A 12,233-nucleotide genomic window follows, 5' to 3' on the forward strand; every position below is an offset into this window, starting at 1 on the left:
GCGCTCCCAAGGTTTTTGGGGGCGCTTGGCAACCCAGCGGGAGCAAGCTCCCTCGCCACATCAAACTTGTGTCAGATCGCGAGATTGTTCATCCCGCAATACTCGTTCCAGTCGACACCCAACACCTCGGCCGCTTCCTTGTGCAAAGCCAGGCGCGCCGCCTCGAACGCTTCGGGGGTGGAGGTGTACTTCAGGGTCAGTTCCCATGGCTGCAGGCCCTGGGCCTCGGCCTCATCCTCAAACGCCCATTGGATCTGGTCCCTTTGATCATCGGCGCTCAGGTCCTTGATCTCATCCAGCAGTTCCGGCGACTCCGCGACGTACTTTTTGAGGGCTGCTTCGTGCCGCGCTTCCTGGGTCATTTCTTGTGTGGTCATGTCGTTCTCTTAGATCGAGGAATGGGGATGCATCTGGGTCATCAAGGTCGCGCAGATACAAAAGAACAGGCATGAATACCGGTTCGTCTGGCCTTCAGAACCATTCTGGGATCATCTGAAAACTGTGTTGCCTTTGTGCCCGAGACAGGAATCGAACCTGCGACCTTCGCGTTACGAGTGCGCTGCTCTACCGGCTGAGCTACACGGGCGGTGGGCTAAAGCTAGCACTGCCTTGGACGTCCGGCAACTCACTGCATTTCGAGGGCAATCACACCTTGCACCCAAAAGCGTGGCTGCAGGTGACCGTTGCCCAGACCCATGTAGTGCTCGCTGCGCTCCGTGAGTCGGGGCACGTCACGAATCGCGACGAACACCAGCAAGCCCACGGCCACGACGCTCGCGGCCATCCACACCCTGTACAACGCCGGCATCGGGGCGACCGATGGAACGCGCCACACATGCAATCCCATCAGCCAGCCAACCACCAGCGCCAGCCAGAGTTGCGACACCGGCATCACGATCACCCCATCCACCTGTGCCTGGGCCAGTGCACCGATCAGCGAGGCAAACAGGCACAGGCGCAGCAGGTCCACGGGCGCCAATGACCACGCACGCTCACGCAACACGCCCAAGGTTGACCAACCCGCCCACGCAACCAACGCGATCATGCAGAGCGTCGACGGTACGCCCCATTCGCTGGCCCACTGCAGAATCGCCTGGTGAGGGTGAGCGGCAATGTCATTGGCGATGTCGGCAAAATGCATCGGCCCGAAACCCAGCCAGGGCCGCTCGATAATCATGCTCCAGGCCTGCCACCATATAGGCCCACGCCCCGAGAGGCTGGTGGTCAGTCGGTCTACGGCACCATTGGAAATTACAATCCCCAAGTACCCTGCCAGCACCGTGAAGACCAACCAATACAACACTAACCCACAGGCCAGTGCCGCCAACTGCCAGCCCAGCCAACGACGCCCCTGCGGCCCCAGGAACATCAGCACGCAGCCGGCAGCGCCCATACCGAGCCAGGTGCCGCGGGTACCGCCACCGATCGCGATCAGCCACCAGACACACAGCAGGGCGAACACTGCGCCCCGCGCTGGACGAGCGACGTTTGAAACCAGCAAGGGAAGCGCCAGCAGGGGCAGGGTGAAGGTCTGGAACTGACCGTAGAAACGTTTATTGGAGAACCCGGACAACAGCAAATCGGTATTCACGATTGCTTCGCCGCTGGTGAAGGCGAGGACCCCGGCGTGCAGATATTGAATACTTTTAACCATGCACAGCAGCAATACGAACAGGACCAATACACGATCCAGGGACTCATCCCCATTGCGCCTGGCCCGGCTGAAAGCCACAGCAGTGGCGCAACAACTGATGAGCAGCGCCAGCTCGGTCAACGCCCAGAGCGGCTGGTGGGCCAACAGGGCCGAAACCAGCCCCGCGCCCCCGATCAGCGACACCCCGAGCGCTGTCGACCTGTCTACGCATCGCTCTGCCTGCGGCAAGCACAGCCCATACACCACCGCACACAGCGCCACCCATATCTGCACCGCACGTTGCCAGTCATGACTACTGAAAGGCGCGCAGATCGCCAGCATCAGCAGACACATAACCACGATGAGGAATATGTTCCCCCGCTGCTGGACAGACGACGTCATCGGCGACCTCTACTTCCTTGTGATGGGCGTAGAGCGGTTTACACACACGCTCTTCCTTGCTGCGTAAACAGTAGACGACCTGATGATCACGCGCCGCCGGAAGCACAACCTTTAGCGGCGTATTGGTCTTCTGCCGTGGTGGTGCACTTCCAGCCGGTTGTGGCGCTACGGGTCAAGGTGATGATCTTGCCCAGGACCGGCGCGGGTGCATCGAGGATTTCACAGGCAATCGTGCCAGCACCGGTGGCGATGTCGCCGGTCACGTCAATCTTGCAGTTGGCCGTTGGGCTGGTCCCGCCAATCAACGCCAGGGTCGGTGGCGTCCCCTGGTTCAGCGTGTCTTCAAAGCCCGCCTTCAACGCGGAGACTTCGGCCAGCCCTGCGGTGAACTTGGCCTTGGCCTGGTGCTTGGTGTACATGGGCAGGCCGATGGTGGCCAAAATGCCGATGATTGCCACGACGATCAACAATTCGATCAAGGTAAAACCTTTCTGACGCATCACATTCACTCTCCAGAATAAAACCTTTCGCGAGGCGCATCCTGCACCCCGTCTCGGCAACCGCGCCAGTGTACTCACCCCCGCGCAACCAATGCTGAACAAGACGCACAAACTGACATTTTTTCGCTCACGGCGAGCCTGCCCGAATCCGTCACCTGACTAAGCTATAAATCTTCCACTGTCTGTGTGCGGAACCGTGAAATGAATGATGTTTCAGCGATCTATGCCTGGGAAGGCGTCAACCGCAAAGGGCGCAAGGTATCCGGAGAAACCCGTGGTCACAATCCCGCCCTGATCAAGGCACTGCTGCGCCAGCAAGGTATCAATCCTGGGCGCGTACGCAAGAAATTCGCCGGTTGGCCGAGCCTCGCCCTGCCGGTCAAACCGGCAGAGATCGCCCTCTTCACCCGCCAATTGGCGACGCTGCTGAAGGCTGGTATCGCACTTTTACAGGCGCTGGATATCATCGCCGAGGGCTTCGACAACCGGCATATGGGGGCGCTGGTACAAGGCTTGAAGCAGGAGATCGCCGCCGGCAGCAGCCTGGCTGTCGCCTTGCAGAAATACCCACGCTACTTCGATGATCTGTACTGCAACCTGGTTGCGGCGGGTGAACAAGCGGGCGCACTCGAAGCGCTGCTGGAAAGGGTGGCCATTCACCTGGAAAAAAGCGAACAGCTGAAAGCCAGAATCAAGAAGGCCATGACCTATCCCGTGACGGTACTGGCAGTCGCCACCGCTGTCAGCGCAATCCTGCTGATTCACGTGGTGCCGCAGTTTCAGGGGTTGTTTGCCGGCGTCGATGCACAACTGCCGGGCTTTACCCTGGGCGTCATCAGCCTGTCGGAGTTCATGCAGCAAAGCTGGTGGATGCTGATCCTGGCCGCGGGTGCCGGTTTCGCAGGAATGCGCAAAGCCTATCGCTCGTCCACAGGCTTTCGCCACTGGCTCGATGCCAGTTTGTTGAAAGCTCCCGTGGCAGGCACACTGCTGAAAAAATCGGCGGTCGCCCGCTATGCTCGCACGCTCTCGACCACCTTTGCGGCGGGCGTTCCATTGGTGCAGGCATTGGATTCCGTGGCCGGCGCCACGGGTAACGGGCAGTTCAAACAGGCAATCAATCGTATGCGGCACGACGTTGCAACCGGAATCCAGCTGAATGAATCCATGGCCATAAGCGGCCTGTTTCCAGGCATGGCGATCCAGATGACGGCTATCGGCGAGGAGTCGGGCACCCTCGATAACATGCTGGAAAAAGTCGCCTGCCACTACGAGGCTGACGTCGATAACCTGGTGGACAACCTTACCAGCCTCATGGAGCCGCTGATCATGGTGGTACTCGGCGGCATCGTCGGGGCATTGGTGCTGGCCATGTACCTGCCGATCTTTCAACTCGGTACAGCCTTTTGAGCACGCCACTGACTGAGATCCTCGTTTATCAGCCGTGGGTGTTTGTGTCAGGCGCGTTGCTGCTGGGCTTGATTGTCGGCAGTTTTATCAACGTGCTGGTATGGCGCCTGCCGAAGATGCTGGAGCGCGAATGGCGAGCCCAGGCCCATGAGGTCCTTGGCCTTCCCGCCGAGCCCATCGCGGCTCCCTATAACCTGATGCACCCAAACTCCTGCTGCCCGCGTTGCAACCACCCGATTCGCCCCTGGGAGAATATTCCGCTGCTCAGTTATGTACTGCTCAAGGGACGTTGCTCAAGTTGCCATCAACCTATTGGCGCGCGTTATCCCATCACCGAACTGGCGTGCGGGTTGATCTCGGCGGTTGCCGCCTGGCATTTCGGTTTTGGCTGGGCAGCCGGAGCGGTGTTGTTGTTGAGTTGGGGCTTGCTGGCGATGAGCCTGATCGATGCAGACCACCAACTGCTGCCGGATGTGCTGGTGCTGCCGTTGCTGTGGCTGGGCCTGATCCTCAACAGCTTTGGCGTTTTTGTTTCATTGCCCGATGCGCTGTGGGGCGCGGTAGCCGGCTACATGAGCCTGTGGTCGGTGTTCTGGTTGTTCAAGCTGATTACCGGCAAGGACGGGATGGGGCACGGGGATTTCAAGCTGCTGGCCATGCTCGGGGCCTGGGGCGGCTGGCAGATCCTGCCGATGACGCTGTTGCTGTCTTCCCTGGTGGGTGTGATGGGAGGCCTGATTCTATTGCGCCTGCGCAAAGCCCAGGCATCCACTCCAATGCCTTTTGGTCCGTATCTGGCAATTGCCGGCTGGATTGCATTGCTCTGGGGTGGTCAAATAACCGACTTCTATTTGCAGTCTGTCGGTTTCAGATGACCACTTCTGTCGCAACACCCTGGATTCTTGGCCTCACTGGCGGCATCGGCAGTGGCAAAAGCGCGGCCGCCGAACACTTCGTCCGGCTTGGCGTGGACTTGATTGACGCCGACCACGCCGCGCGCTGGGTAGTCGAACCCGGGCGCCCTGCCCTGGCGCAGATTGCCGGGCATTTCGGTGCGGGTGTGCTGCAGCCTGACGGGCAACTGGACCGCGGCGCGTTGCGCAAGCTGATCTTCGAAGTGCCCGACGAGCGCCGCTGGCTGGAGGCGTTGCTGCACCCGCTGATAGCCGAGGAGATTCGCAGCCACCTGGCGCGTGCACAATCGCCTTACGCGATCCTGGTGTCACCACTGCTGATCGAGTCCGGCCAGTACACCATGACCCAGCGGGTGCTGGTGATCGACGTGCCGCAATCGTTGCAGATACAGCGTACCCTGCAACGCGATGGCATCAGCGAAGCGCAGGTGCAGGCGATTCTCAAGGCCCAGGCCACCCGTGAAGACCGCCTGCGCCATGCCGATGACGTGCTGGTCAATGACCAGGACCTGGCCCGGCTGCACGCCGAGGTCGAGCGACTGCACCACTTTTACCTTACTTTGCGTGGAGGCCGATCATGAGCCAACCCTTGAACGTCGAATGCCCAACCTGCGGCGCACCTGTGGAATGGAAAGCAGAAAACGTCAACCGTCCCTTCTGTTCGGACCGTTGCAAACTGATCGACCTGGGCGCCTGGGCGTCCGAGGAACACAAGATCCCGGTCAGCCCGGACGCCGAGGACGACCTGTTCTCCGAAGACTTTCAGCCCAAACACTAAGGCCGCATAAAGCCATAGTCCTGCTGGTCGTCGAGATTCTCTGCAAGGTACTGCAGCTCGTCGGCCAGGTCTTCAAAACTGCGCACGCCCTTGCTCTGCTGCACCACCGCACTGAGCATGGCGCGCAGGGTCAAGCCCGGGTCAAAGCCGATTTCCTGCGCCGCGTCCTGGCTTCTGCGTAACTCCTGCCGTGCCCACTCGTACACACTCATGATTCCGTGCTCCTGGAAATTTTGCAGAGCATGCGACCACTTGCGCGTGCGGCATTTGACCTGGATCAAGGCCGCGGATCGTCATCCTTCCAGGGCGCCGAGAGGTAGCGAGTGCGGTTGAATGTCTCCAGCCACTCGGGGCAGAACACCACCAGGGCACTGATCACCATGCCGTTGATAAAGGCCTCGGGGAAAATGATCAGCCACAAGTAGCCGACAAAATCCTCGATCCATTCCGGCATCGCAAAACGGCCATCGAACCACAGCAAGCCCAGGCCTGCCAGCAGGCACAACAAGGCCGACAGTGCGGCGGCGAAAAAGCCCGAACAGAAGATATACACAAAGGGATTGCGTGGCTTCGCCCGCTCCACCAGCAGCGCACAGCCTTCGGTGACCAGCACCGGCAACAGGATCAGCAGCATGCCGTTGATCCCCACGGCGGCCAGGTCCTGGCGGCCGAGCAACACCAGGCCGATTTGCGCGGCAAAGCCTCCGACGATCGCCAGGGGCCAATCGAGCAACAAGGTCACGGCGGTCATGCCGATGAAGTGGTAGGACACCCCGGTGTCGAAATCCCGGCGCACCAACCACAACATGAACAGTGCGAATACGGTGCCGAACAGCAAGTGCTGGCGTCGGCGGTCGGCAAACAGCTCGACCCACGGCGAACGCAGGAGCGCCCACATCACCACCGGCGCATACAGCAGCCAGCCGATGCTGAGGGTTTCCGGCGCCAGCACCGCTGCGCTGATCACGGCTGCACCTGCTCCAGGGCCTGGCGCAGTTCAGCGGCGGAATCGTATTCATGCTGCGCCACCAGCGTCCCGTGATCCAGTTGCAGCCACAGCACTTTATCCACAGGTGCGGGATAGCGCGGGCTTACACGGGCATCGCGGTCGAGCATGACGCGATAGTTGTAGGCCTGCATCGCCGGCACCGCGAACATCTTCGCGATCAGCCGGGGCATGCGCTGGATATCGGCGAGAAACACCGCATGCCGAGCCTCCAGGTAACCCTTGGGCCGGCCTTGCAGCGCCGCATCGACGATCTTGGCGGCGTCCATGCTGCGCGCTACGAGCAAGGTTTGCGCCTGCTCATCCAGGGTGTAGGCCTGGTCGAACTGATCAAGCAACGTCCAGGGTGCAACACGCTCACCCACTTCGACGGCTTGGGCCCACACGGGCAAAAGACTCAAGAACAGCACCACAAAACACTTCACTGCATACTCCTCATGCCACGGGACACTGTCGAGTGGCCAGTCTACACCGACCTTTTGACGCGGGACTTCCTGCGGTCATCATTTGGACGCTAAGCTGGTGACATGGATGACTCAGATTATTTGCGGCTGCTCACCGTAGCGGCCGAACAAGCCAACGCGTTCCTGTCCAATGCCCGCAAATGGGAGCGTGAGCGTTGGGTCTGCCAGCGCCTGTTGCAAGGCTTGAACGCGCCCTATCGCGCCGAAGAATTCCACGCCGCCGGGCAAGAGCCGCCGGATGTGCTGTTTCGCGACGCCAGTTTCGAAGTGTTTTTCGTGCTCGACGAAGGCCGACGCCTGAACGATGAGTGGCGCGACGAGCTGCTGCGGCGGCGCAGCGCGTTTTCCCTGAGCCAACTGGTTAGGCGAGAAGCCAAGCCCCGGCGCATTCCCGCCCACGAATTCCTGTTGCGCCTGGCGCCCACCCTGCGCAAGAAGGCCCACAACTATAAAGAGCGCGGGATGGACCTGGGGGAGCTGGACCTCATCGCCTTCGCCAGCCTCAAGCGCGAAGTACTGGACCTCAACAGTCACTTCCCTCCTCCCACCGAGTACCTGCGCCAGGGCTGGCGCTCGCTGTCCCTCGTGGGGCCGACCTTCGCCCGCGTACTGTTCGCGCACCCGGACGCACCGGACTTCTTGCGCAACAATCTGGGGCGCAGCATAGTGTTCGATGTGGGCATCAGCCTGTGATCGGGTTGGCGACTATGCTTCAGGCAATGCCGCCAATCACCCGACTGTAACGTGGCGCCCTTCAGCAACGTCTACCTGACGAGGCCTTTATGACCAGCCGCCTGAACCCCGACGACCAACAGCATGTCGAAGAGTACCTGCAACTGTCCCAGAACCAAGTCGAGCGCAAGCCTTTCCGGCCCTGGCTGCTCCTTGCGGTGGTGCTGGTTGCAGTGATCGGCCTGGGTTTGCTGAGCCGCCTTTTGAGTTACCTGACGCTATGAGCTGCCTGGCGCTCGCTCGGGTAACTGCACCGATTTCCTTTAGCCTTGCGAGATATCCCCATGACCCATCGTATTATTATCGTCGGCGGCGGCGCCGGCGGCCTGGAGTTGGCTACCCGCCTGGGTAAGACTCTGGGCAAGCGCGGCATCGCCAGCGTCACCCTGGTGGATGCCAACCTCACCCACATCTGGAAACCCTTGCTCCACGAGGTGGCGGCCGGCTCGCTGAACTCTTCGGAAGACGAACTCAATTATGTTGCCCAAGCCAAATGGAACCACTTCGAGTTCCAGCTGGGGCGCATGAGCGGGCTTGATCGCGAGCAGAAAAAAATCCAGCTGGCCGCCACCCTCGACGAAGAAGGCCGGGAACTGGTGCCCGCGCGCGTGCTGGGCTACGACAGCCTGGTGATCGCCGTCGGCAGCACCACCAATGACTTCGGCACCGAAGGCGCGGCACAACACTGCCTGTTCCTCGACACCCGCAAGCAGGCTGAGCGTTTCCACCAGCAATTGCTCAATCACTATCTGCGCGCCCATGCCGGGCAGACGGACGTGGTAGAGCAGATCAGCGTCGCCATCGTCGGCGCCGGTGCCACCGGCGTCGAGCTGGCCGCCGAGCTGCATAACGCCGCACATGAACTGGCCGCCTATGGCCTGGACAAGATCAAGCCGGAAAACATGCACATCACCCTGATCGAAGCCGGCCCACGGGTGTTGCCTGCCCTGCCGGAGCGGATCGGCGGGCCTGTGCATAAAACCCTGGAGAAACTCGGGGTGACCGTCCTGACCAACTCCGCCGTCAGTGAAGTGACGGCCGACGCCCTGATCACCAGCAGCGGCCAGGTAATCCCGGCCAGCCTCAAGGTCTGGGCCGCCGGGATTCGCGCGCCGGGTTTCCTCAAGGACATCGACGGCCTGGAAACCAACCGTATCAACCAACTGCAGGTGCTGCCGACCCTGCAAACCACTCGCGACGAAAATATCTTCGCCTTCGGTGATTGCGCCGCTTGCCCGCAACCCGGCACCGATCGCAATGTGCCGCCACGGGCCCAGGCAGCTCACCAGCAGGCATCGTTGCTGGCCAAGTCGCTGAAACTGCGAATCGAGGGCAAGGACCTGCCGTCGTACAAGTACACCGACTACGGCTCGCTGATCTCGCTGTCGCGCTTCTCGGCGGTGGGTAACTTGATGGGCAACCTGACGGGCAGCGTGATGCTGGAAGGCTGGCTGGCGCGGATGTTCTATGTGTCGCTGTATCGCATGCACCAGATGGCGCTGTATGGCTTCTTCCGCACGGCGATGCTGATGCTGGGGAGCAAGATCGGGCGAGGGACCGAGCCGCGCCTGAAACTGCACTGACAGCACGTTCCGGGATAGGACTCGGTGAGTGTGGGAGCGGGCTTGCTCGCGAAAGCGGTCTTAAGCCTTGCGCACCCGTAAGCAACGCCACAAGGCTACGACCATGAGCAGGCTCACCACCGCCCAACCCCACGCCTGCTGGTTCATCACCCCTTCACGGAACAACTGCGGCGCAATACCGGCACCGATGATGAACGCCAGCAATGCAATCTCCCGCCGCAGCCCGCTCACCGGACGCACCAGGTACACCAGCGCCGGCAGCACCAGCGCGGCACTCGGGAAGCTGCGGTAACGCGGGTCAAATACCAGCGCCAGCATCATGACCGCACCGGCAAACCCGGCGATTGCCACCAGCCAGCCAGCGCGCTGCTCCAGCCAGTTGAAGGCGCGTTCGCGCCAACCTTCTCGCGTACTCAACGCCAGGGCGGCGTGAGCCAGTACCGCAAGGTTCAAGGCCACCAGCAATCCAGCCCACACCCACTCATCCGTGAAGCGCGCGGTGACCCGGTTCAACTCGGCCCAGGTGCCGATCGAGCAGGCCGCCACGGCGCCCAGCAATGGCAACAACAACGCAGCCCGGGTCGTGCGCACGCGGCCACCCAGCAGCAGCGTGCCCAGCAGGATGATCCCGCCAACCCCCAGCCACAGCGGCCAGTACGGCACATTGGTCACCGGGCCGGCGAGCACGCCCTTGTCCTGGCGATCCGCATCAAACAGGCCCCAGTAACCCCCCACCGCCCCTTCACTGGCGCGTTTCCACGGCTGGTCAAAGGCTTCGATCAGGTTGTAGTGCCAGCCATTGGCTTCGGCCATGGCCACGAACCCGCGCATGAATTTCGCTTCGTTGACCCGGCTCGGCACCGCCGTTTCCCGCTGGCGGCCTTCGCTCGGCCAGCCGGTCTCGCCGATCATCACGTCCTTGGGGGCGAACTTGTTGCCGAAGGTCTGGCGCACATCGCCCACGTGCTTGAGCGCCTGGTCGATGCCCGAGGGGTCATCTTCCCAGTACGGCAGCAGGTGGATGGTCAGGAAGTCCACGGCCGGGGCGATTTCCGGGTGTTGCAGCCAGAACTCCCACACATCGGCATAGGTGACCGGTTGCTTGATATGGTCCTTGACGTGATGGATCAGCTTGACCAACTGCCCGGCGGTGACTTCCTTGCGCAGCAGGGTTTCGTTTCCGACGATCACCGAGGTGACGACGTCGGGGTTGGCATTGGCCGAAGCGATCAGTGCCTCGACTTCCTTGGCGGTGGCCACCGGATCACTGCTGACCCATGCGCCGCTCATCAGCTTCAGGCCGTGTTTGCGCGCCAGTGCCGGCAAGTCTTCAAGGCCGGTCTGGGAGTAGGTGCGAATGCATTCGAAACGGGTGGCCAGCAACGCCAGGTCGGCATCCATGCGCTCGGGGCGCAGTTTGAACGGCTGGTCGAATGGCGACTGGTCTTTGTCGAAGGGCGTGTAGGACGCACATTGCAGCTTGTGGCTGGCGCTGGCCACGTCCGGCAGCACCACCGGTTGGCCAAGGCCGTACCAATAGCCGCCGAGGGCCAGCACACCAAGGATCAGGGCAAATAAATAGGGCAGGAGCGGGAAACGTGCAGTCGCGGGCATGATCAGGCCGTCTGGGGGCAAAGGCGCGCATCTTACCCGGATTTGAGCCGTCCCAGTGGGGCCGCATAATTTTGACATGCAAAGTTCGGGCGGGATCGTCGGTGAATGTCCTACAAATCATCCTGCTGGCGATGTGATGTCGTTTCTTGCTTACCTGAGGTCGCAGTCAGAGCAGGTCGCTTGTGGCAGCAGGTTGATTATCGAAGTGTCAGCCCTCCACTGATGAGGCACCCACGTGATCGATGCGCGTGAAGGGGGCGCGGTGCACCACATAACAACAGGTTGACGTCGCTCGGCATCCGCCGGGCGCAGCACTTTCGGGGAAGCACTATGAAGATGCGACGACTCTTGGGCGCAGCTGCCACTCTGGTAGTTGCGATGAGCTCCACACTGGCCAGCGCCGACAGCAAAACCCTGAGCATCGGCTATGTGGATGGCTGGTCGGACAGTGTCGCCACCACCCACGTGGCGGCAGAAGTGATCAAGCAAAAGCTCGGTTATGACGTGAAACTGCAAGCGGTCGCCACCGGGATCATGTGGCAAGGCGTGGCCACCGGCAAACTCGACGCCATGCTCTCCGCCTGGTTGCCGGTGACCCACGGTGAATACTGGGCCAAGAACAAGGACAAGGTGGTCGACTACGGCCCCAACTTCAAGGACGCCAAGATCGGCCTGATCGTGCCTGAGTACGTGAAAGCCAAATCCATCGAAGACCTCAAGACCGACACCACCTTCAAGAACAAGATCGTGGGTATCGACGCCGGTTCAGGTGTGATGCTCAAGACCGACGAAGCAATCAAGGCCTATGGCCTGGACTACAAGCTGCAAGCCAGCTCGGGCGCGGCGATGATCGCCGAGTTGACCCGTGCCGAAGACAAACAGGAATCCATTGCGGTCACCGGCTGGGTGCCACACTGGATGTTCGCCAAGTGGAAACTGCGTTTCCTGGACGACCCAAAAGGAATTTATGGTGCTGCTGAGACCGTCAACAGCATCGGCAGCAAAGGCCTGGAAAAGAAAGCCCCGGAAGTCGTGGCGTTCCTGAAGAAATTCCAGTGGGCCTCCAAGGATGAAATCGGCGAAGTCATGCTGGCGATCCAAGAGGGCGCCAAGCCTGAAGCGGCGGCCAAGGACTGGGTGGCCAAGCACCCTGAGCGCGTCGCCGAGTGGACTGCTAAGTAAGTCTCTTGTGGGAGC

The 12,233-nt window shown here is 61.2% G+C and carries 15 protein-coding genes and 1 tRNA gene; 8 read left to right on the forward strand and 8 right to left on the reverse strand.

The genetic code is table 11. The annotated features are described in order from the left end of the window. Positions 1-71 precede the first annotated feature (71 nt). From ACW9I6_RS16090 to ACW9I6_RS16105, 4 genes are all read right to left on the reverse strand, one after another. Complete coding sequence (locus ACW9I6_RS16090) at positions 72-377, reverse strand: DUF6388 family protein (RefSeq protein ID WP_008437299.1); 306 nt, start codon at positions 375-377, stop codon at positions 72-74. Between the two features lie 136 nt (positions 378-513). Next, positions 514-586, reverse strand: a tRNA-Thr gene (locus ACW9I6_RS16095). A gap of 39 nt (positions 587-625) precedes the next feature. Then, positions 626-2,035: an O-antigen ligase family protein gene (locus ACW9I6_RS16100; RefSeq protein WP_457339526.1), complete on the reverse strand. Its 1,410-nt coding sequence runs from the start codon at positions 2,033-2,035 to the stop codon at positions 626-628. Positions 2,036-2,121: 86 nt separating this feature from the next. Beyond that, positions 2,122-2,535, reverse strand: a complete 414-nt coding sequence (locus ACW9I6_RS16105; protein WP_087694624.1) for a pilin — start codon at positions 2,533-2,535, stop codon at positions 2,122-2,124. Positions 2,536-2,736: 201 nt separating this feature from the next. Here ACW9I6_RS16105 and ACW9I6_RS16110 point away from each other — a divergent pair, with 201 nt between their 5' ends. Genes ACW9I6_RS16110 through yacG form a run of 4 tightly spaced genes read left to right on the forward strand, consistent with a single transcriptional unit; the run spans position 2,737 to position 5,637 of the window. Continuing rightward, positions 2,737-3,945 (forward strand): type II secretion system F family protein, encoded by a 1,209-nt coding sequence (locus ACW9I6_RS16110; RefSeq protein WP_003215923.1) that lies wholly within the window; start codon positions 2,737-2,739, stop codon positions 3,943-3,945. Continuing rightward, a complete protein-coding gene (locus ACW9I6_RS16115; RefSeq protein WP_457339527.1) occupies positions 3,942-4,820 on the forward strand; it encodes a prepilin peptidase in 879 nt (292 codons plus the stop codon). The genes ACW9I6_RS16110 and ACW9I6_RS16115 overlap by 4 nt, the downstream gene beginning before the upstream one ends. Beyond that, positions 4,817-5,440: a dephospho-CoA kinase gene (coaE, locus tag ACW9I6_RS16120; RefSeq protein WP_008437307.1), complete on the forward strand. Its 624-nt coding sequence runs from the start codon at positions 4,817-4,819 to the stop codon at positions 5,438-5,440. Before ACW9I6_RS16115 ends, coaE begins: the two co-directional genes overlap by 4 nt. Next, on the forward strand, positions 5,437-5,637 hold the full coding sequence (yacG, locus tag ACW9I6_RS16125) for a DNA gyrase inhibitor YacG (RefSeq protein ID WP_003215918.1): 201 nt from the start codon (positions 5,437-5,439) through the stop codon (positions 5,635-5,637). The genes coaE and yacG overlap by 4 nt, the downstream gene beginning before the upstream one ends. On the opposite strand, the gene ACW9I6_RS16130 is transcribed toward yacG, so the two are convergent. From ACW9I6_RS16130 to ACW9I6_RS16140, 3 genes are all read right to left on the reverse strand, one after another. Beyond that, on the reverse strand, positions 5,634-5,849 hold the full coding sequence (locus ACW9I6_RS16130) for a hypothetical protein (RefSeq protein ID WP_003215917.1): 216 nt from the start codon (positions 5,847-5,849) through the stop codon (positions 5,634-5,636). The genes yacG and ACW9I6_RS16130 overlap by 4 nt on opposite strands. Positions 5,850-5,914: 65 nt before the next feature. Then, complete coding sequence (locus ACW9I6_RS16135; RefSeq protein WP_003215915.1) at positions 5,915-6,604, reverse strand: energy-coupling factor ABC transporter permease; 690 nt, start codon at positions 6,602-6,604, stop codon at positions 5,915-5,917. Then, positions 6,601-7,068: an FAD/FMN-containing dehydrogenase gene (locus ACW9I6_RS16140; protein ID WP_457339528.1), complete on the reverse strand. Its 468-nt coding sequence runs from the start codon at positions 7,066-7,068 to the stop codon at positions 6,601-6,603. The genes ACW9I6_RS16135 and ACW9I6_RS16140 overlap by 4 nt, the downstream gene beginning before the upstream one ends. A 102-nt stretch (positions 7,069-7,170) precedes the next feature. On the opposite strand from ACW9I6_RS16140, the gene ACW9I6_RS16145 reads away from it, so the two are divergent. From ACW9I6_RS16145 to ACW9I6_RS16155, 3 genes are all read left to right on the forward strand, one after another. After that, positions 7,171-7,800 (forward strand): DUF1780 domain-containing protein, encoded by a 630-nt coding sequence (locus tag ACW9I6_RS16145; RefSeq protein ID WP_457339529.1) that lies wholly within the window; start codon positions 7,171-7,173, stop codon positions 7,798-7,800. An 89-nt stretch (positions 7,801-7,889) separates the two neighbouring features. Then, positions 7,890-8,063, forward strand: coding sequence for a DUF3094 family protein (locus tag ACW9I6_RS16150; protein WP_010174986.1), 174 nt, complete (start codon positions 7,890-7,892; stop codon positions 8,061-8,063). 60 nt (positions 8,064-8,123) lie between these two features. After that, positions 8,124-9,422: an NAD(P)/FAD-dependent oxidoreductase gene (locus ACW9I6_RS16155; RefSeq protein WP_003215906.1), complete on the forward strand. Its 1,299-nt coding sequence runs from the start codon at positions 8,124-8,126 to the stop codon at positions 9,420-9,422. 60 nt (positions 9,423-9,482) lie between these two features. On the opposite strand, the gene ACW9I6_RS16160 is transcribed toward ACW9I6_RS16155, so the two are convergent. Next, positions 9,483-11,036: a glycoside hydrolase family 17 protein gene (locus ACW9I6_RS16160; protein WP_457339530.1), complete on the reverse strand. Its 1,554-nt coding sequence runs from the start codon at positions 11,034-11,036 to the stop codon at positions 9,483-9,485. Positions 11,037-11,366: 330 nt separating this feature from the next. Between ACW9I6_RS16160 and ACW9I6_RS16165 the strand changes: the two genes are divergently transcribed. Continuing rightward, positions 11,367-12,218 (forward strand): glycine betaine ABC transporter substrate-binding protein, encoded by an 852-nt coding sequence (locus tag ACW9I6_RS16165; RefSeq protein ID WP_008433997.1) that lies wholly within the window; start codon positions 11,367-11,369, stop codon positions 12,216-12,218. Positions 12,219-12,233 lie beyond the last annotated feature (15 nt).

Source organism: Pseudomonas sp. SDO5522_S412, assembly GCF_054071215.1.